This is a genomic window from Rummeliibacillus sp. JY-2-4R (assembly GCF_053847205.1).
Genome location: NZ_CM132623.1, coordinates 3,853,501 through 3,875,926, shown reverse-complemented (window position 1 = coordinate 3,875,926; position 22,426 = coordinate 3,853,501). Strand labels below are relative to the sequence as shown.

At 35.2% G+C, this 22,426-nt stretch carries 20 protein-coding genes and 1 other annotated feature; of the genes, 14 read left to right on the top strand and 6 right to left on the bottom strand.

The window, feature by feature from the left end:
* The first annotated feature begins 10 nt into the window (after positions 1 to 10).
* From ACWV26_RS19035 to ACWV26_RS18990, 10 genes are all read left to right on the top strand, one after another.
* Positions 11 to 631, top strand: coding sequence for a zf-HC2 domain-containing protein (locus ACWV26_RS19035; RefSeq protein WP_455896236.1), 621 nt, complete (start codon positions 11 to 13; stop codon positions 629 to 631).
* A 115-nt stretch (positions 632 to 746) separates the two neighbouring features.
* A complete protein-coding gene (gene cdaA, locus ACWV26_RS19030) occupies positions 747 to 1,589 on the top strand; it encodes a diadenylate cyclase CdaA (protein WP_455896235.1) in 843 nt (280 codons plus the stop codon).
* Positions 1,586 to 2,872 carry a CdaR family protein gene (locus ACWV26_RS19025; protein ID WP_455896234.1) on the top strand — a complete coding sequence of 429 codons (1,287 nt, stop codon included), beginning with the start codon at positions 1,586 to 1,588 and terminating at the stop codon, positions 2,870 to 2,872. The genes cdaA and ACWV26_RS19025 overlap by 4 nt, the downstream gene beginning before the upstream one ends.
* Before the next feature lie 48 nt (positions 2,873 to 2,920).
* Entirely contained in the window at positions 2,921 to 4,273 is a 1,353-nt protein-coding gene (gene glmM / locus ACWV26_RS19020) for a phosphoglucosamine mutase (protein ID WP_455896233.1), read from the top strand.
* Positions 4,274 to 4,521: 248 nt separating this feature from the next.
* Positions 4,522 to 5,031: a type 1 glutamine amidotransferase domain-containing protein gene (locus ACWV26_RS19015; RefSeq protein ID WP_455896232.1), complete on the top strand. Its 510-nt coding sequence runs from the start codon at positions 4,522 to 4,524 to the stop codon at positions 5,029 to 5,031.
* A 628-nt stretch (positions 5,032 to 5,659) separates the two neighbouring features.
* Complete coding sequence (gene glmS, locus ACWV26_RS19010) at positions 5,660 to 7,462, top strand: glutamine--fructose-6-phosphate transaminase (isomerizing) (RefSeq protein WP_455896231.1); 1,803 nt, start codon at positions 5,660 to 5,662, stop codon at positions 7,460 to 7,462.
* A gap of 313 nt (positions 7,463 to 7,775) precedes the next feature.
* Positions 7,776 to 8,027: a binding site (T-box leader), on the top strand.
* A gap of 88 nt (positions 8,028 to 8,115) precedes the next feature.
* Positions 8,116 to 9,468 (top strand): amino acid permease, encoded by a 1,353-nt coding sequence (locus ACWV26_RS19005; RefSeq protein ID WP_455896230.1) that lies wholly within the window; start codon positions 8,116 to 8,118, stop codon positions 9,466 to 9,468.
* Between the two features lie 330 nt (positions 9,469 to 9,798).
* The gene (locus tag ACWV26_RS19000; RefSeq protein ID WP_455896229.1) at positions 9,799 to 11,283 is read left to right on the top strand and encodes an FTR1 family iron permease; all 1,485 of its coding nucleotides are present in this window, start codon (positions 9,799 to 9,801) and stop codon (positions 11,281 to 11,283) included.
* 1 nt (position 11,284) lies between these two features.
* A complete protein-coding gene (locus ACWV26_RS18995; protein ID WP_455896228.1) occupies positions 11,285 to 11,704 on the top strand; it encodes a hypothetical protein in 420 nt (139 codons plus the stop codon).
* 265 nt (positions 11,705 to 11,969) lie between these two features.
* Positions 11,970 to 13,166, top strand: coding sequence for a chromate transporter (locus tag ACWV26_RS18990; protein WP_455896227.1), 1,197 nt, complete (start codon positions 11,970 to 11,972; stop codon positions 13,164 to 13,166).
* Positions 13,167 to 13,239: 73 nt separating this feature from the next.
* On the opposite strand, the gene ACWV26_RS18985 is transcribed toward ACWV26_RS18990, so the two are convergent.
* Positions 13,240 to 13,752, bottom strand: coding sequence for a DoxX family protein (locus ACWV26_RS18985; protein WP_455898305.1), 513 nt, complete (start codon positions 13,750 to 13,752; stop codon positions 13,240 to 13,242).
* Between the two features lie 330 nt (positions 13,753 to 14,082).
* On the opposite strand from ACWV26_RS18985, the gene ACWV26_RS18980 reads away from it, so the two are divergent.
* A complete protein-coding gene (locus tag ACWV26_RS18980; RefSeq protein WP_455896226.1) occupies positions 14,083 to 14,322 on the top strand; it encodes a transporter suffix domain-containing protein in 240 nt (79 codons plus the stop codon).
* A 110-nt stretch (positions 14,323 to 14,432) separates the two neighbouring features.
* Here the strand turns inward: ACWV26_RS18980 and ACWV26_RS18975 are convergent, their stop codons facing one another.
* Positions 14,433 to 15,332, bottom strand: a complete 900-nt coding sequence (locus ACWV26_RS18975; protein WP_455898304.1) for a DMT family transporter — start codon at positions 15,330 to 15,332, stop codon at positions 14,433 to 14,435.
* Positions 15,333 to 15,498: 166 nt separating this feature from the next.
* On the opposite strand from ACWV26_RS18975, the gene ACWV26_RS18970 reads away from it, so the two are divergent.
* Positions 15,499 to 16,389, top strand: coding sequence for a LysR family transcriptional regulator (locus tag ACWV26_RS18970; protein WP_455896225.1), 891 nt, complete (start codon positions 15,499 to 15,501; stop codon positions 16,387 to 16,389).
* A gap of 79 nt (positions 16,390 to 16,468) precedes the next feature.
* Here the strand turns inward: ACWV26_RS18970 and ACWV26_RS18965 are convergent, their stop codons facing one another.
* Both ACWV26_RS18965 and ACWV26_RS18960 read right to left on the bottom strand, forming a co-directional pair.
* Positions 16,469 to 17,284 (bottom strand): class I SAM-dependent methyltransferase, encoded by an 816-nt coding sequence (locus tag ACWV26_RS18965; RefSeq protein WP_455896224.1) that lies wholly within the window; start codon positions 17,282 to 17,284, stop codon positions 16,469 to 16,471.
* A 26-nt stretch (positions 17,285 to 17,310) separates the two neighbouring features.
* On the bottom strand, positions 17,311 to 17,742 hold the full coding sequence (locus ACWV26_RS18960; protein ID WP_455896223.1) for a MarR family transcriptional regulator: 432 nt from the start codon (positions 17,740 to 17,742) through the stop codon (positions 17,311 to 17,313).
* A gap of 317 nt (positions 17,743 to 18,059) precedes the next feature.
* Between ACWV26_RS18960 and ACWV26_RS18955 the strand changes: the two genes are divergently transcribed.
* Entirely contained in the window at positions 18,060 to 18,749 is a 690-nt protein-coding gene (locus tag ACWV26_RS18955) for a YczE/YyaS/YitT family protein (protein ID WP_455896222.1), read from the top strand.
* 67 nt (positions 18,750 to 18,816) lie between these two features.
* Here the strand turns inward: ACWV26_RS18955 and ACWV26_RS18950 are convergent, their stop codons facing one another.
* Positions 18,817 to 20,058, bottom strand: a complete 1,242-nt coding sequence (locus ACWV26_RS18950) for an aminopeptidase (RefSeq protein ID WP_455896221.1) — start codon at positions 20,056 to 20,058, stop codon at positions 18,817 to 18,819.
* 144 nt (positions 20,059 to 20,202) lie between these two features.
* On the bottom strand, positions 20,203 to 21,411 hold the full coding sequence (locus tag ACWV26_RS18945; RefSeq protein ID WP_455896220.1) for an MFS transporter: 1,209 nt from the start codon (positions 21,409 to 21,411) through the stop codon (positions 20,203 to 20,205).
* A 106-nt stretch (positions 21,412 to 21,517) separates the two neighbouring features.
* Here ACWV26_RS18945 and ACWV26_RS18940 point away from each other — a divergent pair, with 106 nt between their 5' ends.
* Positions 21,518 to 22,396, top strand: coding sequence for a LysR substrate-binding domain-containing protein (locus tag ACWV26_RS18940; RefSeq protein ID WP_455896219.1), 879 nt, complete (start codon positions 21,518 to 21,520; stop codon positions 22,394 to 22,396).
* Positions 22,397 to 22,426 lie beyond the last annotated feature (30 nt).

Below are 22,426 nucleotides of genomic sequence, written 5' to 3'. Positions count from 1 at the left end.
AGGTTTCACTATGAGTAGATGCCCTGAGCATATCGTACAACTTATGCATGAATATCTAGATGGAGATATAAGTCGCGAACATGAGCAAGAGCTGAAGGCACATATGCGAAATTGTGAGGATTGCCAAAGGCACATGCAAGAGTTAACAACTACTATTGCGTTCGTGAAAAGTGCAGCCGTTATAGAAGCACCTCCAAATTTCGTAGAGCATGTTATGCAAAGACTCCCTAAAAGAAAAATTCGAAGTAGTGCACAACGATGGCTACGTAGACATCCAATTTTGGTCGCAGCAGCAATGTTCTGCATTTTAATGAGTGCTTCACTTTTTTCGGGATATAATAACGATCAAGAATTTGCATTCACAAAACAACCTAACCTACAAGTAGAAGGCCAAACTGTCATTGTTCCTAAAGGTAAAACTGTAAAAGGCGACATTGTTGTAAAGAATGGAAATGTTATAGTGAATGGTGAAGTTGACGGAAATATTACTATTATTAATGGTAAATACATGGCTTCAACAGCAAATGTTACTGGGCAAATTGAGGAAGTTGATCAAGTATTCGAATGGCTTTGGTATAAAATTAAAAGTAGTGCCAAAACTGTTTGGTCTTTTATTGATAAAAGTGAATAAACTAATGGGGAAGTCTACTTTTGTAAGTGGGCTTTTCTGCTTCAAACGGGCAGAAAGTATAGTAGTTGTGTTATAATATTTATATATGTACTCGCTAGAAAAGTGGGGGATCCACATGTCGTTTATTAATGAATTTACACAGTTTACGAACAACCAATGGGTAAGAATTATATTAAATATAATTGATATTCTATTAGTCTGGTTGGTTATTTATAATATATTAACACTGATTCGTGGTACAAAAGCAGTTCAGCTATTAAAGGGAATATTCGTTATTATTATTATTCGAATAATTACCGTATATTTTGGTCTTACTACATTAGGCTGGATGACGAAACAGGTTATTGATTATGGGTTTTTAGCAATTATTATTATTTTCCAACCTGAATTACGTAGGGCGCTAGAACAATTAGGCCGGGGTAAGTTGTTTGCTAGAAGTAATTTGCAAGAGGAAGAAGAACAAGCACGCCTAATCTCTGCTATGTCCAAGTCAGTTAGTTATATGGCAAAGCGTCGTATTGGGGCACTAATTTCAATTGAAAGAGAAACAGGTTTAAATGATTATATCGAAACAGGTATCCCAATGTATTCTGAAATTTCATCAGAACTACTGATAAATATCTTTATTCCTAATACGCCACTTCATGATGGGGCTGTTATCGTTCAAAAGAATAAAGTAGCAGCAGCTGCTTGTTATTTACCTCTTTCAGAGAGTCCTTTTATTTCGAAAGAGCTTGGAACACGTCACCGTGCTGCAATTGGTATTAGTGAAGTAACAGATGCTGTAACGATTATTGTTTCTGAAGAAACGGGTGCCATTAGCTTAACTATTAACGGTGATTTACATCGTGATTTATCGATTGAGGAATTTGAATCCCGACTGAAACGTGTATGGTTTGGAGCAACAACTGAAGCCTTAGGGACCTCCAAATGGAACTGGAGGGGGGATAAAAAATGATGGATAAATTAATAGATAGTCCATGGTTTTTACGCATTACAGCGCTTGCGTTAACATTGTTAATCTTTTTTACGGTGAAATCTGAAACAACAAGTGAGAACAATACAACCACAACCTCCGATCGTCAAGCTGAAGTGATTCATGATGTTCCTGTAGAAGTGCAATATGATAATGAAAATTTAATTGTTTCAGGTGTCCCAAAGACGGTGGACGTTTCGATAAGGGGTCCATTGGCGGTTGTAATAAGAACAAAATCATTTAAGGATTACCATGTATATTTAGATTTGAGTAAAGCAACAATTGGACAACATAAAGTAAAACTTAAATATAAAGGTTTTTCAGACAAGTTGAACGTTCAAATCCTGCCAGCGACAGCAGATATAACAGTTGAGGAAAAGGTAACACGTACTTTTAAAGTTGATCCTGACTTTAATGAAAGTCAATTATCTCCTAACTATTTTATAAAAGCGATAGCAGCCACTCCAAATGTAGTTACTGTTACAGGTGCAAAAGATGTAGTAGATAGTATTGCTTATGTGAAAGCTATGTTATCAGGTGAATCGGGTATTACAGAGTCTTTTACAAATGATGCTCCTGTAAAAGTACTAGATCGTGATATGAACAAATTAGACGTTTTAATAAGCCCTGCAACAGTACCAGTAAAAGTTGACATTGGGGAGTATAATAAGGAAGTACCAATTTCGTTAAATGCACAAGGTAGTCCAAAAGATAATATGAAGGTAAAATCGTTGAAAGCTGAGACAAGCCATGTTACATTGTTTGGACCAAAAAGTGAATTAGATAAAATAAGGTCCCTACCGGTCGATGTAGATGTTTCTAATTTAGATAAATCGGATGATGTAACAGTTAATTTATCTAAACCAAAAGGCGTAACAAGACTCTCAACAAATCAATTTAAAGTCCATGTTACATTAGAAGAATCAACTATACCTACTAACAAACAAGAAGATAAAGAAATACAAAAAAATAAAGAGACTTCGAATACAACTTCAACTACAATAGAAAATGTTAAAGTAAGTATTAGAAATTTAGATACAGATCATTATAGTATTGATGATTCAGATCAATATGTATCAGTAAAAGTAACAGGTGACGAGCAAAAAATTGCCAACATGAATGCATCAGATTTGCAACTTTATGTTGACGCATCTGATGTTGTAGAAGGTGCTAATACTTTAGAAGTACAAGGGGATGGCCCTTCTGGCATAACATGGGAAGCAACGCCAAGCTCAATCAAGCTAAATATTAATCAACTTTCATAAAAGCTAAGCAAAAATATGGCATACAGTTTTGAAGGAGAGAATAACAAAATGGGTAAATATTTCGGAACAGACGGCGTCCGCGGAGTCGCCAATAGTGAGCTAACGCCAGAGTTAGCATTTAAATTGGGACGTTTCGGAGGGTACGTTTTAACGAAAGAAACCAAAGAACGTCCAAAAGTGTTAATTGGACGTGATACACGTATTTCTGGTGAAATGCTAGAAGGAGCACTTGTTGCAGGTTTGCTGTCAGTAGGGGCTGAAGTAATGCGCTTAGGTGTTATTAGTACTCCTGGGGTTGCTTACTTAACACGAGCAATGAGTGCTCAAGCTGGTGTAATGATTTCAGCATCTCACAACCCTGTCGCAGATAACGGTATTAAATTTTTTGGACCAGATGGATTTAAACTATCAGACGCGCAAGAAGAAGAAATTGAAGCTCTTATGGATAAAGAACATGACAATCTTCCACGCCCAATAGGTGGAGATTTAGGTTCAGTAACCGACTACTTTGAAGGTGGTCAAAAGTACATTCAATTCTTAAAACAAACTGTTTATGAAGATTTTACTGGCATCCATATTGCTCTTGACTGTGCTCATGGAGCAACATCATCGTTAGCTACACATTTATTTGCAGATTTAGAAGCAGATTTATCTACAATGGGCTCATCACCAAATGGTTTAAATATTAATGATGGTGTTGGGTCAACACATCCTGAAAAGTTAGCACAGTTTGTTGTAGAAAAAGGTGCTCACGTTGGTTTAGCATTCGACGGTGATGGTGACCGTTTAATCGCGGTTGATGAAAAAGGTCAAATTGTCGATGGAGACCAAATTATGTATATCTGTGGAAAACATTTACATGATGAAGGTATGTTAAAACAAGATACCATTGTTTCAACTGTTATGAGTAATATGGGTTTCTACAAAGGACTAGAAGAGCATGGCATGCATAGTGTCCAAACAAAAGTAGGAGACAGATATGTAGTAGAAGCGATGCGTGAAGGAAACTACAATCTCGGCGGTGAACAATCAGGGCATATCGTATTCCTTGACCATAATACAACTGGTGATGGTTTACTTACAGGTCTTCAACTAGTTAATACGATGAAAGTAACAGGAAAGAAACTATCAGAACTTGCTTCTGAAATGACCATTTTCCCACAAAAGTTGATTAACGTTCGAGTAACTGATAAACATGCTGTAACAGAAAATGAAAAAGTAGCAGCAATCATTACTCAAGTTGAAACTGAAATGAATGGCGATGGACGGGTACTAGTAAGACCTTCCGGTACAGAGCCATTAGTACGTGTAATGGTTGAAGCACCTTCTAGTGAATTATGCGAAATGTACTGTACTCGAATTGCAGATGTTGTTCGTGATGAAATGGGATTAAATGATTAATAATAATGAGAAATCACATAAACATATTAATAAATAATTATGCGATTTCCCTACATATAAACTTGCAAAGGAGATATCCCGAGGATTGGGATATCTCTTTTTACGTTTAATTGAGATCTAGATATTTGTTAGAAAGCGTTTAGCTACTAAAATCGCGATGGATGTTTAAAATTTTATTCTTGTGGAAGAGTATACATATAGGATGAGAATTAGACTTTTATCCTTCAAACAAAAAGGAGATGTTAATATTGGCTAAAGTAGCAACAGTAGTAACAAATCTAGTTGAAGACGTTGAATTTACAGAACCTGTAAAGGCACTTCAAGAAGCTGGTCATAATGTAGTAACAATTGAGAAAACAGCGGGCGGCGAAGTTGAAGGAAAACATGGGACCAAGATTAAAATTGATCAATCAATCGATGATGTAGCAGTAGATGATTTTGATGCATTACTTATTCCAGGAGGATTCTCACCGGATCAATTAAGAGCTGATGATCGATTTGTTAACTTTGCCAAAGGGTTCATGGATGCAAAAAAACCAGTATTTGCAATTTGCCACGGGCCGCAATTATTAATCACAGCCAAAACGCTTGATGGTCGAGATGCGACGGGGTATAAATCGATTCGAGTGGATATGGAAAATGCAGGGGTTAAATATCAAGATAAGGAAGTAGTTGTCTGCCAAAATCAATTGGTGACTAGCCGTACACCAGATGATATCCCCGCCTTTAACCGAGAAATTGTGGAATTACTGAAATAATTGAAAGTTAAAATTAGATATCATTACAAGGTATGTATGGAGCTATCCGAAGACAACCTTTGGGTAGCTTTTTCTCTCGTAAAATTTAATGTATCTTCTGCTTTCCTATTTCAGAGTTAAACTTCTTCTATAAATAAGCAAAAAGTATTAATGATTTTTACTAAAAAAGTTGCAACAAATTGAGGGCATGTAGCGTATACTATAATGATTAATTATTTTTCATAAGTGAAAACCTTTTCATTACAGGTTTGTAATTGACTATGAAAGTTGTTTTCAGTATGATGGAACTGCTAAGAAATTAAGAAGTCATACCTTTTTAATAAATTAGTATAGTTTTGCTAAGGAGGATCGTTGTGAAGCATTAAATCGGAAAACAGTCATAGCGCCAGTACTGAAGAAATAAAGCACTTAAAAACTTCAGTAGACGAGGTGGAGGAGTATCGAAAGTTTCGGCGGATGCCTCCCGATCGCCCATGCCCGATCGATAGCTTACTTTTAAAATACTTGAGCGATTGAGTAGACAAAGAAGTAAGAAGGCAAAATAGCAGCTACAATAACAATGTACTTCGCCTAATTTGGAGAAGCAGATTTTTTGTGGCTAATTTTGCAAAGTTCGGAGGAAAAAATTATGTGTGGAATAGTTGGATATAATGGCTTATTAGATGCCAAGGAAATATTATTAAAAGGTTTAGAAAAACTAGAGTATCGTGGTTACGATTCTGCAGGTATCGCATTAAGTAATGACAAGGGCATTACTGTATTTAAAGAAAAAGGACGCATTGCAGATTTACGTGAAGCGGTTGATTTTAAGGTGGAAGCTAATGTGGGGATTGGACATACACGTTGGGCAACTCACGGTGTTCCAAACAAAGTGAATGCTCACCCTCACCAAAGTAATTCAGGTCGTTTCACATTAGTACACAATGGTGTATTAGAAAACTATCATTTGTTACAAGATGAGTTTTTAAAAGACGTCGACATGAAGTCTGAAACAGATACAGAAGTAGTCGTACAACTTGTTGAGAAATTCGTTAATGATGGATTGACAACAGAAGAAGCTTTCCGTCATACATTATCACTTGTTCATGGTTCATATGCGATTGCATTATTAGATGCAGAAGATCCTGAAACAATCTTTGTTGCAAAAAATAAAAGTCCATTATTAGTGGGTTTAGGCGAACATTTCAACGTTGTGGCATCTGATGCGATGGCTATGTTACAAGTGACAGACCAATTCGTTGAAATACACGACAAAGAAATAGTGGTTGTAGGTAAAGAATCAGTTGTCATCAAGAAATTAGATGGCACAGTAATAGAACGTGCACCATTCACTGCTGAGCTAGATATGAGTGATATCGAAAAAGGCACATATCCTCACTATATGTTAAAAGAAATTGATGAACAACCAGGCGTTGTTCGTAAAATTATCCAAGCTTATGAAAATGACAAAGGCGATTTAACTATCCCTCCTGAAATTGCGAAAGCTTTACATGAAGCAGATCGTCTATATATTATCGCGGCAGGCACTAGCTATCACGCTGGACTTGTTGGGAAACAATACTTCGAAAAAATGGCGGGTATTCCTGTAGAAGTTCATATTTCTAGTGAATTTGGTTATAATATGCCATTATTATCGAAAAAACCTTTCTTCATCTTCATTTCACAATCAGGTGAAACTGCAGACAGCCGCCAAGTGTTAGTGAAGATCAAAGAATTGGGTCATCCTATTTTAACGATTACAAACGTTCCTGGATCTACCTTATCTCGTGAAGCGGACTATACTTTACTTTTACATGCGGGTCCAGAAATTGCAGTAGCATCAACAAAAGCCTATGTTGCACAAGTAGCGGTACTTGCAATTGTTGCATATGTAGAAGCTCAGTCACAAGGAAAAGAACTAGATTTTGATCTAAAAGCAGAACTTGCAATTGCTGCAAATGGTATTCAATCTATAGTTGATGACAAAGAAGTAATGAAACAAGTGTCAGACAGCTTCTTAGCTACAACTCGTAACGCATTCTTCATTGGTCGTATTGTCGATTATTACGTAAGCCTTGAAGGTGCATTAAAATTAAAAGAAATCTCTTATATCCAAGCTGAAGGATTTGCAGGCGGCGAACTTAAACACGGAACGATTGCCTTAATCGAAGAAGGCACACCAGTATTCGCACTTATCACTCAAAAACAAGTAAGCCTAAACCTTCGCGGAAACGTCAAAGAAGTTGTAGCACGTGGTGCCAACCCATGTATCATCTCAATGGAAGGTATGGATGAGGCTGGGGACACAATCGTCCTACCGCATGTGCACACACTTCTTACACCACTTGTATCCGTTGTAACACTACAACTAATCAGTTATTATGCGGCTTTATACAGAGGCTGCGACGTGGATAAACCACGTAACTTGGCTAAGTCTGTTACTGTCGAATAGTTTAGTTAGTGGATATTGTGATTTCATCATGAAGATGTAAACTAAATAATAAAGTAAATCGTATTTGAGGGAATTATTTCTTCAAATACGATTTTTTCTTTTTAAAAAATTAAAGTCTTTATAAATATCGAAAAGCATCAAGGATAGAAAATAAATAGTTTCCATATGGAAAATTATAAAATGGGTATTTACCTTAGAGAGTTATAGAGAAATATTTTATATTGACAAACTTAAATTAATAGATAAAATAATACATAATTAATATTTTTATAACGAAGATTTGTTTAAAACATTTCAATGTATACGTATAAGAGCAAAAGCTATGATAAGAAATAGTAGCAATGATGAAAGCAGACAGAAAGTTACCGGTTGATGAGAGGTGCATGTTGGATAATTGTGAATTCATCTTGGAGCAGTGTACTGAAAAGGATTCCTTAGTAGGCTACACCGGTTTAGCACCCGTAATCATGTGCTAAAGTATCGTCAAATGACCGTACTTACAAAGATAAGCAATATGAGTTGCTTATGAATTAAAGGTGGTAACACGAGTTGAATCGTCCTTTTGGTTAATCCAAAAGGGCGTTTTTTTATTTTATATTTTATTTTTAATAGTACTTGAGATTGTAGAGATACTTTTTAAGGAGGAATAATGATTGAGTAAAGAATATCAAAAAAAGAGACTTCAACGGGGATTAGACAATAGACATATCCAATTAATAGCACTTGGTGGTTCAATTGGAGTTGGACTGTTTTATGGCTCAAGTGCAACCATTCAAATGGCCGGTCCATCCATTTTGTTCTCCTATTTAGTCGGGGGACTAGTTATTTTTACTATTATGAGAGCGCTTGGAGAAATGGCTGTGGATGAACCAGTTTCAGGGTCATTTAGTTCATATGCACATCGATATTTGGGACCTTTTGCAGGTTATTTAACTGGTTGGACCTATTGGTTTATGTGGGTTGTGGTTGGGATGGCAGAAATAACGGTGGTAGGCGTTTATATCAATTACTGGTTTCCGGATATTCCAAATTGGCTGGTAGCACTGGTTGTACTAATTGTCTTTACAATGATCAACCTTGCAAATGTAAAAGCATACGGAGAGTTTGAATTCTGGTTTGCGCTGATTAAGGTTGTAGCCATTATTGGAATGATTCTCCTTGGACTAGGGATCATCTTTTTAGGAATTGGGAATGGAGGACAGCCAATAGGCTTTGACAATCTTTGGGCTCATGGAGGATTCATGCCGAATGGAATCAACGGTATTATAATGTCATTGGTCCTTGTGATGTTTTCATTTGGTGGGGTAGAACTAGTTGGAATAACTGCAGGGGAGGCAAAAAACCCTCAACACTCAATTCCGTCAGCCATTAACAATGTAATCTGGAGGATTTTAATTTTTTATATTGGTGCATTAGGAATCATGATGATTTTATATCCTTGGAATAAGATAGGAACGAATGGTAGTCCGTTTGTGTTAATTTTCGATAAGGTAGGAATTCCTGGTGCTGCAAATATAATTAACTTCGTCGTCATAACAGCAGCATTATCTGCTTTTAATAGTGGATTATTCGCTTCGGGAAGAATGCTATACAATTTATCACTACAAAATAATGGTCCGAAATTTTTCGGGAAGCTTAGTAAGAATGGAAGTCCGAGACGTGGAATCCTTTTCTCTTCATTGTTTTTATTAATTGCAGTACTTTTGAATTATATTGTCCCTGAAAAAGTGTTTCTGTATATTTCTTCAGTTGCCACGATTGCTGTTATTACCAGCTGGACAATTATCCTGATTACACAATTAAGGTTCAGACAATTAAAAAATAAAAAGGAAATAGAAAAACTAGCATTTAAAATGCCGTTATATCCAATTTCAACCTATTTAGCATTAACGTTTTTAGCACTTGTCATTGTTTTAATGGGATTTATTGAGGACATGCGAATAGCGTTAATTGTAGCACCTATATGGTTTTTGATTCTATATATAGGATATAAAATGAAAAAATGAGATTCTGAAAAGAGTTACATAGAGATTGTTGTAATTAAGGGAGCGATTGTGGAGCAACATAGATAGGAAATGGTTAAATGGTAGTTACAACTATATTATTTTTTTATATGTGTGATTAATTACAAATATTTACACTAAAAAAAACCTTGTTCCAGTATAATCATATGCTGTATCAAGGTTTTTTTATAATCAAAATATTATTTTTATGCAATATTGACTTTCATTATATATAGGAATATAATTTATTCAAATTTAATTGATAATGATTTTCATTTTAATCGAATAATATATAATTAGCTTAAAAATACATTTGGGCATAAGGTGGGAAATATGAGAACCAAGCTAGTCACTACACTAATGATTTTACTTTTGACTTTAATCATCTTACCGTTAAACAGTTTTGCTGCAAGTGCAATAGATGATATGAAGCATGCAAATGAAATCCTTAATCAGAGTATCCAATCTGTGGATAAGGGAAATTTAGAAGTCGCCTCCAAGCAATTTAAAACCTTTACATCAACTTGGCTATCAATTGAAGATGGAGTTAAAGGCAAATCTCAAGAGGCATATCATGATATAGAAGATCAAATGGGGCAAGTTGAGTTTACTTTTGCTCAACAACCAGTTAATCAAGACAAAGTGAAAAATGCACTGTTAGAGTTGGAGAATACAAATAACAAGTTTATTGACGGGAAGTATTCGGAAACATCAAACAAGAATGCCAATAATTCAGTTCAAAAGGGAAATGTAGCTGATTTGGTCACTTTGCTTAATCAATCGCTTTCAAAAATAAACAACAATGATATTGAAGGAGCAAAAGGAGATATTGAGAAATTCCGTAAATCATGGCTGAATATTGAAGGGGTCGTTCTTACTCAGTCTTCTAAAGTTTATACTGATGCGGAAAGGGATATGGTTTCATCATACGCGATGCTATCATCAAAACCAGCCAATGTTGCAGGAGCTAAAAAAACGATTGAAAGTATGCGAGATTATCTTTCACCACTTGTTGCCAAGACTAGTTATAACATGATGGATGTTATTACAATTCTTCTGCGCGAAGGATTAGAGGGTTTACTTGTAGTTGTTGCATTACTCGGATTTTTAAGGAAATCAGGTCATGCAGAAAAAGGTAAGTGGATCTGGATAGGGGTAGGTACTGGGATCGGAGTCAGTATAATTCTTGGAACTATTGTAAACCTATTATTTTCCGCAGGTACATTTGGAAATAACAATTTCCTAATATCAGGATGGACAGGCGTTTTTGCAGCCGTTATGCTCCTATACATGAGCTATTGGTTGCATAGTAAGTCAAGCATTTCAGAATGGCAAAAATATATTCATACCCAAAGTACAAAAGCATTGGAAAAGGGGAGCCTATTATCTTTAGCCTTTCTTTCATTTCTCGCTGTTTTCCGTGAGGGAACGGAAACCGTTTTATTCTTTATCGGAATGGCTTCTTCAATAAAATTAGCTTCATTATTAATAGGTATCGCTATTGGTTTATTAATACTAATTGTTGTATCTTATCTCATACTAAAACTTGGACTAAAAATCCCAATGCGTCCATTTTTCTTGGTTTGTAGTATTCTTATGTTTTACTTATGTATCAAGTTCACTGGTATGGGAATCCATGGATTGCAGCTTGCGGGTCTATTACCTGCCACTCAAGCGCCTGTTCCGAATATTGACTTTTTCGCTCTATATTCAACTTGGGAAAGTTTTATTCCTCAATTACTATTACTAGTTATTGCTGTCATGATTGTAATCATCAATAAAATAAAAGATAATAAATTAAAATCAGGAGGACACTAAAATGAAATCTCGTAAATTCATTTTCCCTATAATATTAGCAACTTCTCTTGGATTGGCTGCTTGTAATGGAGCCAATACCAATAATACGACGAAAGAAGAACAGTCATCGAATGTATCGAAAACAGCTCTTTCAATCAGCGATGGTGCAAAAGAAATGCAACAAACTATTAAAGATTTAAAGACACAAATTGAAGAAAAAGATGCTACACAAGCAAAAGTAAGTGGAGAAAACCTAGAAAAGACTTGGCAAAAGTTTGAAGATGGTGTAAAAGAAAAAAATGCAGATTTATATGGGAAAGTTGAAACTCCATTGCACCTCATTGAAGCAGGTGTAAAATCTCAACCACTTGATGCAACAACCCTAAATAAAGCAGCTGATGAACTTAATTCAGTCCTGTCTGAAGTAGGAAAATTAAAGTAAGCTATATAGTATTTATATATATAAAGTTTTGTTGTAAAAGGCCATCACAAAAAGATGGTCTTTTTATTTTTATGAAAATGCATTCTTTATAGTTCTCCTTCTGTATTTGGACTAAAACAAGATTATTAAGTGATTGTAAAAATTCCAAACTTTTAGCACATCACATTGAATCAATAAATATGATGTGTTATCTATTAAACAACAAGCATTTTATAAGAAGTACTGGTCATAGGAGGAATACTTAGACTAAGAGGTTGGTGTTGTCATGGGAAAACTAAAAAGTCATAAGTTGAAGACATTGTTAGAAATCTTAATGGTTTCCGCAAAATTAGGACTGACTTCATTTGGCGGCCCTATTGCTCATCTTGGTTATTTTTATGAAGAATATGTTCGTAGAAAAAAGTGGATAGATGAAAAAAACTATGTGGATTTAGTAGCTTTGAGTCAATTCTTACCTGGCCCAGCCAGCAGCCAAGTTGGTATTGGGATTGGCGTTTCTCGAGGCGGTATTATAGGAGGAATACTATCCTTTCTTGGATTTACACTTCCATCTGTCATTGCGCTTATGATCTTTGCATCGATGCTTCATACTTTTGGAATTGAAGATGCTAGTTGGATTAATGGTTTAAAGATTGTTGCTGTAGTTATTGTAGCCCATGCAGTATTAGGTATGGCCAAAAATCAAACTCCTGATATTCCAAGGAAAGCTATCGCCTTATTTGCCTTAGTTATTACGCTATTATGGCAAACCGCCTTTACTCAAATTGGTGTGATCACTGTAGCGGGTATTGTAGGATACTTCCTTTATCGAGATCAACCAATTAATAAGGATCAAACGACTGTGACACTCTTTCCTATTTCACGCCGTGTAGGATATTTTTGTTTAATTTTATTCTTTGTACTATTAATATTTCTACCGATTCTTAGTAATCTAACATCTAGTAAATGGATTTCTGCATTTGATCACTTTTATCGTTCTGGATCCCTTGTTTTTGGTGGCGGTCATGTTGTATTGCCAATGTTAGAACAAGAATTTGTCCCCACAGGATGGCTTAATACACAGCAATTTTTGACAGGTTATGGAGCAGCTCAAGCAGTTCCAGGTCCATTATTTACATTTGCAGCCTATATCGGAACAATTATTAACGGTTGGCAAGGCGGATTGTTTGCTACATTTGCGATTTTCTTACCTGCATTTCTTTTAATTATTGGATCATTGCCATTTTGGAATGTTCTTCGGAATAACCCTAAGATTATAGGGGCTTTACTTGGTGTAAATGCTTCTGTTGTCGGAATCTTAATCTCAGCACTATATAGTCCAATTTGGACCAGTTCGATTCAATCATCCATAGACTTTGCACTTGCAGCAATTTTATTTTTCATGTTGGTTTATTGGAAACTGCCACCATGGATAGTCGTAGTAACAGGTGCTGTTGGCGGGATCCTCATTACTCGTTTTTAATATAGCCAATTGTGAATGATTAGAAGGAGTCACTTTTTAGAAAAACCCCTCTCAATTGAGAAGGGCATTTTCATTACGCACTTTGAGAATAGTGTCCATTTTTCATTTTTTTATGAAATACCTTTTCTAATATTGGATTAATCCAATAATCTAATCCTATCTTTCCAGCGTTTATCCCCGCTACAAGTATTAACAACCCTAGTAAAACCATTTGGGGATTTGTACTTGTTGTTCCAGATAACATATAAGCAAAGTTCATAGTAAGTCCCATTAGAATAGAAAATGAGGTGAAAATCCCTAAAATCAAGGCGATACCGACTAAAAATTCCCCCCAAGGAACGATTATATTAAAAAGATTTATGTTTGGTATTGCAACCTCTTTTAAAAAGTTCCCCCACCAAGGTTGAACAGCTGGGTGATCACCAGACATATTTTTCGTTGCACCATACAAAAATCCACTTGCATCAAATTTCCCGCTATAGATTTTCCCCCAACCAGCACTTAACCATTGCCATCCAAGATAGATACGGAGTAATGTGAGTAAAGGTGTTACGTAACGGTTCTTCTTTAAAAATTGCATAACTATAAACCCCCCTTATAAAATTTAATTGCAATTGATTATCATTATCAATTAAAACGTTTTGACTTTCAATACGTAAAAGGTATGAATTTTATTTTCACATTTCTTTACATATTCCCATACATAAGTAGATTTTGAATTAGGGACTATTTAGAGAGATGCTATACGTCCATTAAAATGTAAATAATTGGATTTGCAAAGGAGGATATATAAAATTAAGTTAAGTTAAGTAGCGTATAAATATAAAGATGATATATATTTATCATTAAATGCTTGCATTGTCTTTTATACTTTAAATATAGTTTAGTTAAGATATAGATATACTGGAGGGTATCCATGAAAAATAAATTAGGATGGCTGTTTATTATTATCTCTTGCTTATGTTATCTACTAATTCTCATTATTCCTTTTCTTCCATTTTCCATTGGTTTAAAAACAGCTAGTATCACGGCTTCTATTGTGTTAGCTGAAATCTTCTTCTGGGTTGGTGCGATATTTGTTGGGAAAGAGGTAATACGAAAGTTTAGATCGTATTTAAAGCCTCAAAATTGGCGAAGTAATAGGGTCGATAAATAGACTTTTTCCAACTAAAGAAAAGGTTCTTCCATTACAAAAAACGGTCATACATTAGGAGTCTTAAATTACTCAATGTATGACCGTATTTTATAGTTATATTAGTTATAAACCTAAGCCTTAGATTCAACTGTTTCGTTGCACTTTCTTTTCATGCTACTCTTATTAAAATCAATTTTCGCAACTAAAATACCGATTAAGACAAGGATTGAACCTAGGTAACCTTTTGCTTCCAATACTTCACCGGCGAACATAAATGCAAATAATGCCGCGAAAACGGGTTCCAATGAAAATATAAGACCTGTGTGTGTTGGTGTTGTATATTGTTGAGCTACGGTTTGACCAATAAATCCAAATGCACTACAAAATATACCCAATGCCAAAATTGAAACCCACGAATGCGCTGTGTCAGGGAGATGAGGGGTTTCAAAAATGAATGAAAATACTAACCCCCATGCCCCAGTAAATCCAAGTTGTAAAATGCCTAGCAAGATAGAATCTGAGTTTTTCGTTAATTTATCAGTAATAATCGTGTATACAGCATATAACAATGCCCCTAAAATAATGAGTGTATCTCCAGAGCTAATTTGTAATCCATGATTTAAAGTTAAAAGAGCGATTCCTACAATAGAAAAGCTTACGCCAATAACAGTTTTTTTCTCAGGTCTTTTTCTAAAAAATAAAGCTAATAATAACGGAACAAAGACAACAGTAAGACTAAACAAAAATCCTGCATTAGAAGTAGAGGTCGATTCTACTCCTATTGTCACAACGGAAATAGCAAAAAACAAGATTGTCCCCAAGATAAATCCATATTTAATAATTTGAAAATTGATATGTATGAAGCGTTTATAAAATGCAATTCCTGCTAAAATAAAGGCTATTCCAAAGCGTAATGCGACCAAATTAAATCCTTGAATTGATTCAAGCCCCATCTTCATAAATAAATAAGATGAACCCCAAAACATTGTGACGATTAACATGATGAAATTTGCTTTGAATTGCGTATTCATTCTTGTACTTTTTGTAATATCAGGTACTTTCGCCAAATTCATTTATGACCACCTAACCTTATTTTGTGTATTGATTAATCACTAGTATAAAAGTAAAATTCAAATAAGAAAAATGAATGTTTTTAAGTAACTGGATGAAAAAAATTCATGTAACGGAGTGAGGAACTTGTCGCTTGCGAAGTTTGAAATTTTTAGTGCGGTTGTAGAATTTGGAAGTCTTACAAAGGCTGGAGAAGCGCTTGGCTTAACTCAGTCTGCCGTCAGTCATGCCATTGCCAGCCTTGAATCAGAGTGGGGGCTATCGCTTCTAAATAGAGGAAGGTCAGGTATCAATTTGACTAGTAATGGAGAACATGTTCTAAAATACATACGGGAAATTTTAAAATGGAATGAAGAGATGCATCAAGAAATAGCGAATATAAAAGGTCTGACAATCGGTAAAGTGCGAATTGGAACTTTTTCGAGTGTTTCAGCTCAATGGCTACCTGGAATTTTAAAAAATTTCAATGAAGTTTACCCTTCGATAGAAATTACATTATTAGAAGGAGATTACGATGATATTGAGAATTGGATATCGAATGGCATAGTTGATTTTGGCTTTGTTTCTTTACCAACTTTGCATCACTTTGAGGTTATCCCTTTGAAAAAGGATAGAATGCTTTGCCTTCTCTATACTGAACATCCACTTGTCCAACAAAATAAAATTCGACTTAAAATGATTGAAAAGGAACCATTAATCATGCCAAAAAAAGGGAGCGATAATGATCTAAGGCGTCTTTTAGAGGAAAATAACATAACGCCTAATATAAAATTCGAACTTGCAGATGACCAAGCCATATTCTCTATGGTCCAACATGGAATGGGAATAGCAATACTCCCTGAAATGGCTTTGTATCGAGTTCCAAATGATATCTGTGTTCTTAATCTTGAACACGAAAGCTATCGTACAATCGGTTTAGCAGCTGCATCTTTTAAAACCCTTCCGCCCGCTACAAAAAGGTTCATTGAATATCTAAAATCGTGGTTAAGTGAGTCACTAGATAATTCTATACAGTGAAATAGGTTTAAGATCCGATATGAAAAAGCCATTCATCATTTTAAATTATGAATGGCTTTTTCAATCTAGAAGCAAATCATTAGAAACGATACATGATTAAGCGCATCATATTTTTAAAACTTGGAATTAAACACAAGGAGTTATAGAGTATACGGGTTTTTAGCGGAAGCTTTTTCATATACTTTGATTTAAAAACGGACAGTGTGGCAATTCTGTTTAGTGTGCTGTCCAATTGATCCACTTCCTGCATATGATCAACAGTCCATTTGTGTATGGCACCTGTTGTCTCTTTTAATTGCTTTTTACTCGAATTAGTAGCAAATGAGTTCATCACATCAAATGCAATTTGTCCATTTGGAAAATAGTTAGTCAATCGATTCAATAGTGCTTTGACTTCAAGTTCTGTCAAGTATTCTAACATACCTTCAATAATAATCATGGTAGGTTTGTCTTTTGGGATTTGGTTTAACCAGTCCATCTCATTCACTGAAGAAGGAATCATTTCATATCCTGTTTTTTTTGGAAAAAAGGACTTGCGTAATTCGATTACTTCTGGAAAATCTACATCAAAAAAGTGCACTGATGATGGGGGATTGATACGTGCTATTCTTGTATCAAGGCCACAACCAAGGTTGAGTATAGTGGCATCTGGGTGTTTTATTAGAAACGCGCTTAGCCATTCATCCAACTGTTTAGCCCTTACAACCATGATGTCATTTCCAAAGTTTTTCAGTTTCTCAAAATCATAGTCAATCATCTGAACCATCTCTTCAGCTTTAAAATCTCTGAGAATTGAAGTTTGGGAGCGGCTGTCGAGTGCTTTTGCATACAAGGTAATGAGAAGGGTTTCTTTTTCTTCTGTTAAATTTATTTTCTTTGTTGCGCTTAAATCCAATATGATCTCTCCTAATCGTCTGCCTGTTATTCGTCCATCTTTTTAAGTAATACATTGACTTTGTGAAGAGCAAACTTCAAATCTACTTGTTCTTCTTCGCTTAACTTTGCAAGATTGTGACTAAACTTTTGATAAATCTTCATCCATTTATAATCTAGAATCTCTTTCCCTTTAGGTGTGAGTGAAACTAATACAGCACGTTTATCCTTTAAATCAGGTGTTTTGCTGAGATAGCCGTTCATTTCTAACTCTTTTACAATTAGCGTTATTTGTTGTTTTGCCACTTGTAGCCCTGTGCCAATTTCTTTTAAATTTAATGCTCTATTTTGCATATATAAATATTCAATCACGTGATTTTGCATATGAGAGAGTTCTGTAACATCATTATTTAATTCGCTAAAATTTCCAAAGATATTTGGAATTAACGATATATATTCATTTGCCAATTCTTCAATCATGAACTTTCTCCTTAGTTTAATTTAGTAATAATTTTATAACTAAATTTAGGAATAATCAATTATAATAATATGAAATAGTAAATGTTATTTTACTAATTAGCGGTGGAAATAACTAAGTAAAAAAGCATTTAAGTAGATAACAAACTTAATACATCATAATCTAGGAACTAATCTGTAATTATAATTGTTACAGAAAAGATAAACTATACACAGTAGAGAAGATTGGAACTTTAAATGATGACGAAATTGTTCCAAGAATTTTTAACTTTTTCAAGGATTTTGTTGATACAATAATAGAAGAAAGAAGGAATTATCTAATGGAAAATGGAGGAATTACCGCCAAGCGCTTGACTATATACATAGTAGGGCTTTTTATTTTGGCGCTAGGTATTAGCTTTTCGATTGTGGCAAATTTAGGTGTGTCACCTGTATCTTCACTTGCTTATGCAATCGCACTTGCATCAGGGATTTCTGTTGGTATAACGACCATTCTTGCAAATATAGTATTTATCGTAATCCAAATTATTATTAATCATCGAATAAATTTAAAAGATTTTTGTGTACAGCTAATTGTTGCCTTTATCTTTGGTTTCTTTATTAATGCAACATTATGGATTACTCGAACCTTTTTACCAACGCCAAACTCAGCAGTAGATAGTTGGATTTATATGATTATTAGTCTATTTGTTGTAGCTTTTGGTTTAGTATTTTATTTGAATTCCAAACTACCATTGATGCCATATGATGCTTTAACATACGTGATTAGTGACCGTTTTAAATGGATATTTGGTAAAGCAAAAATTATAAGTGATATTGCAAATGTTATTTTAGCGACAATCGTATGTTTAGTAACCATTCATGAATTAGGATCAATTGGTATCGGTACTGTTATTGCCGCATACATGATTGGTAAAATCATTGGTTTTTATATGAAATTTATGGAAAAGCCTCTTAACTATTGGCTATACAAGTCGAATCCAGAAAAAGAGCACCAAGTTCATATGTAATAGGCACAAATTAAAAAATTAGAGTGATGTTAACCATCACTCTAATTTTTGTTATATCAACTTATTTTTAAATTGCCCAATCACCATTACGGAAAATTGGAACAACTGTACCATCTTGTTTGATACCGTCAATATCCATTTTGTCAGATCCAATCATGAAGTCAACGTGTACAGTAGAAGTATTCATGCCGTTTGCTAGCAGTTCTTCTTGACTCATTTTAGTCCCACCTTGAATTGTAGTAGGGTAAGCTGCGCCAATTGCTAAGTGGTTAGAGGCATTTTCATCATAAAGCGTTGTAAAGAATGTAATGCCAGATTGTGAAATTGGTGATAGATCTGGGACAAGGGCAACTTCTCCTAAGCCAGTTGCACCTTCATTGTCATGTACTAATTTCTTGATTGTATCGTCGCCTTTTTCAGCGGAAATTTCAACAATTTTGCCATCTTTAAAGTGAACTTCAATGCCTTCGATTAATGTGCCAGCATAGCTTAAGGGTTTTGTGCTTCGAACGACGCCGTCCATACGATGTGTATCTGGAGCAGTGAAAACTTCTTCAGTTGGCATATTGGCGATAAACTCTTCGCCTTTTGGATTGTAACTTTCAGCACTTGCCCAAATATGATTCTTTGGTAAACCTAAAGTTAAATCTGTACCAGGCGCTGTATAGTGTAATGCATCAAATTGGATTTCATTTAACTTTGTAGCCTTATCATTCAGTGTAGCTTTATGCTCATCCCAAGCTAATATTGGATCATCCGCATAGACACGGCAAGTTTTGAAAATTTGATCCCATAATGCATCTACTTGTTCTTCAGATGTAGCCAAATCAGGGAAAACATGTGCAGCCCAACCAGCTCCAGCAGCTGCTGCAACAGTCCACTTCAAGTCATCATTTTGAGTTGCCTTACGTTGAGCCAAGAATGCTTTACTTGCTACCTTTTGATAAGCAGCTACCTTTGCAGGGTCTACTTCATTTAATAAACCAGGATCACTAGATACAATTGAAAGACGACTTACGCGATGATTTAAGACATGATCTTCCGATTCTTGAATTTCGTATTCAGGTATGTCTGTTAATACTTCTTCAGGTTGGTGTAAATAATGGAGTTTACTAATTTCATCATCAGACCATTTGACAATGACTTTTTCAGCACCTAATGCATAAGCTTCTTTCGTGATTAAACGTGCTAATGGAGCTTGATCGACTGTAATAGTCATCTTCACCCAATCACCAGGTTGAACGTTAATTCCTTTCGCTACTAAAAGTTTTGCATACTTCAGTAAATTTTCTTCAAAATTAGCCAACATTGTCTTTACCTCCAATGATTTTATTCATTGACAATTTTACCATAATGAATGAAAATTCCGTAACTTTAGAGCTAGCTTTAGAAAAAGTAAAAAGGAAGGCATTTCACTAAGATATGCCTCCCTTTATAAGAATACGTTATTTTTTTAAGTGACATTTTTATGCTGCAGCATGTTTTGTCTTTTTTTAAGTTTTACTTCTACAAGTCCAAGTAAGGCGAAGCTAATAATACAGCAAACGATCATGATTTTTACAACCCCGTTCCAACCATTTGTATCATAGAAGTGCCCGCCAATTGTTCCGACAACGCTAGAGCCTACATAATAGAATAATAGGTAAAGAGAAGATGCATAAGCTTTTGCATTAGGTATAGCTGAGCTACTTACCCAACCACTAACCAAGTTGTGCCATGCAAAGAAGCCGCAAGCTAGTATAAATAAACCGAGTAATACAACTGGTAAGGAATGGATTGCTGTTAAGCTAATACCAATTAGAACAACCACTAGGCTAACACAAAGCATTTGACCGCGTGAATAACGATCGCTTAATTTGCCGACTGTCATTGAACCGATAGAGCCCATCAACTGAAAGACAAAGACGAAGCCGACAAGAGTTTGACTCAATGAAAAATCCTTGATCAATGGGAAACTAATATAGTTGAACATAGCCACATAAACACCAAGCGCAAGGAAGCCAAGGCCATAAAAGAACCATAGTTTTGTATCTTTACAAGCAGCAATAATGCCTCCTAGCCAATTTTTAACCGAAAATTGCTGCGACACAAAGTTTTTTGATGGTTCAACTAGAAGGATAAAAACAATAGAAAGAAGTAAAGTTAAAATGGCAAGTACAAATACAGCGAAATGCCAGTTGGTTAAATCCATTACGGAACTAGAAACAATTCGGCCAAAGAAACCACCAAATCCACTACCAGTTATATAGACAGCAAGCGCTTTTGGGAATTGGTTGCCAGATAGTTCTTCTGCTAAATACGTAACAGCAATCGCAGGAAAACCAGCTGTAGCAAACCCTTGGATTGCACGTAATATTAAAAGTACTTCAAAATTTTGTGCAAAACCAACAAGTAAATAAATAATGGATGAGCTCACAAGTGAGAATACCATAATGTTTTTACGACCCCAGGTATTTGAAACAGCTGCCATCACAAGCATACCGAATGCAAGGGTAAAAGTAGATATAGATAATACCAAACTAGATTCAGATGCATTCATTTGAAAGTCATGCGTGAAATGTTGGATAAAAGTTTGGGGGCCATAAAGGTTTGCGAAAGTGACGAGACTCCCAATTAACATCCCTAATGTTATTTTATTTATATTTGAAGTTGAAATATCCATTAGAATTTCCCTCCTACAATGTTATGGTACGCCGTTCTACCCATAACGTCTAATACTGAGTTATTATTGATTCAATAACCATTGATTATTGAAGGAAGGTGTCTTTATGGAAATGCATCAACTTCGCTATTTTCAGGTAATTGCGCAGACAAAAAATTATAATCATGCGGCCCATCTTTTACATGTATCACAGCCTGCACTTACGAAGGCAATTCATAAATTGGAGCAGGAGCTTGATGTTCCATTATTTAATCGTATTGGTCGCTCAATTGAAATTAGTGTCTACGGAGAAAAGTTTTTAGGCTTTGTGGAAGAAAGCCTTCAGCAACTTGATCGTGGTGTGAAGGAGCTTCAAAGTATGAAAGACCCAAAGCATGGGACGATTCGGCTTGCATTTTTGCAAACAATTGGTACGACTATTTTGCCTGGAATTCTTAGGGATTTTAAAGAGCGTTATCCAGATGTTCAATTTGATTTACTACAATGCAATTCAAGACAAGGATTAGAACTTTTAGAAGATAACAAAGTAGATTTATGCCTTGTCACGAGCTTTAGTCGTACTTTTGGTCATTTCAACTGGGTACCCATAAAGAAAGAACAGCTTTATGGCTATTGCTCCATTAATCATTCATTGAGTAAAGAGCAATCCATATCATTTCAAGCTTTACGTGATGAGCCATTTATCGGATATAAAGATCATTTATTGATGCAACACCAGCTGATGTCATGGTGTCGTGACGCGGGATTTACACCGAATATTGTATTCCAAGGAACAGCAGTCCCAACTTTGGCAGGGCTTATTTCTGCCAATCTTGGAGTTGGTATTTTACCTTATTATGCGGGTTTAGAGGCTTTACCTGTACACCGTTTTGAAATTGCTGATATAGATTGTGAGCGCGAGGTAGGACTTGCATGGAAGGCTAATGCTTCATTATGTGCATCCGCTCAATTATTTGTAGAATTTACAAGTTCAAATTATGACTAAGTTGGATATGCATTCATGAAAAGTTTTTAT

What these genes read in the sequence shown, in the direction of transcription:
- ACWV26_RS19035 (WP_455896236.1), top strand. Translation starts at nt 11, where the DNA reads ATGAGTAGATGCCCTGAGCATATCGTACAACTTATGCATGAATATCTA.
- cdaA (WP_455896235.1), top strand. Translation starts at nt 747, where the DNA reads ATGTCGTTTATTAATGAATTTACACAGTTTACGAACAACCAATGGGTA.
- ACWV26_RS19025 (WP_455896234.1), top strand. Translation starts at nt 1,586, where the DNA reads ATGATGGATAAATTAATAGATAGTCCATGGTTTTTACGCATTACAGCG.
- glmM (WP_455896233.1), top strand. Translation starts at nt 2,921, where the DNA reads ATGGGTAAATATTTCGGAACAGACGGCGTCCGCGGAGTCGCCAATAGT.
- glmS (WP_455896231.1), top strand. Translation starts at nt 5,660, where the DNA reads ATGTGTGGAATAGTTGGATATAATGGCTTATTAGATGCCAAGGAAATA.
- ACWV26_RS19000 (WP_455896229.1), top strand. Translation starts at nt 9,799, where the DNA reads ATGAGAACCAAGCTAGTCACTACACTAATGATTTTACTTTTGACTTTA.
- ACWV26_RS18995 (WP_455896228.1), top strand. Translation starts at nt 11,285, where the DNA reads ATGAAATCTCGTAAATTCATTTTCCCTATAATATTAGCAACTTCTCTT.
- ACWV26_RS18990 (WP_455896227.1), top strand. Translation starts at nt 11,970, where the DNA reads ATGGGAAAACTAAAAAGTCATAAGTTGAAGACATTGTTAGAAATCTTA.
- ACWV26_RS18980 (WP_455896226.1), top strand. Translation starts at nt 14,083, where the DNA reads ATGAAAAATAAATTAGGATGGCTGTTTATTATTATCTCTTGCTTATGT.
- ACWV26_RS18975 (WP_455898304.1), bottom strand. Translation starts at nt 15,332, where the DNA reads ATGAATACGCAATTCAAAGCAAATTTCATCATGTTAATCGTCACAATG.
- ACWV26_RS18960 (WP_455896223.1), bottom strand. Translation starts at nt 17,742, where the DNA reads ATGATTGAAGAATTGGCAAATGAATATATATCGTTAATTCCAAATATC.
- ACWV26_RS18955 (WP_455896222.1), top strand. Translation starts at nt 18,060, where the DNA reads ATGGAAAATGGAGGAATTACCGCCAAGCGCTTGACTATATACATAGTA.
- ACWV26_RS18950 (WP_455896221.1), bottom strand. Translation starts at nt 20,058, where the DNA reads ATGTTGGCTAATTTTGAAGAAAATTTACTGAAGTATGCAAAACTTTTA.
- ACWV26_RS18945 (WP_455896220.1), bottom strand. Translation starts at nt 21,411, where the DNA reads ATGGATATTTCAACTTCAAATATAAATAAAATAACATTAGGGATGTTA.
- ACWV26_RS18940 (WP_455896219.1), top strand. Translation starts at nt 21,518, where the DNA reads ATGGAAATGCATCAACTTCGCTATTTTCAGGTAATTGCGCAGACAAAA.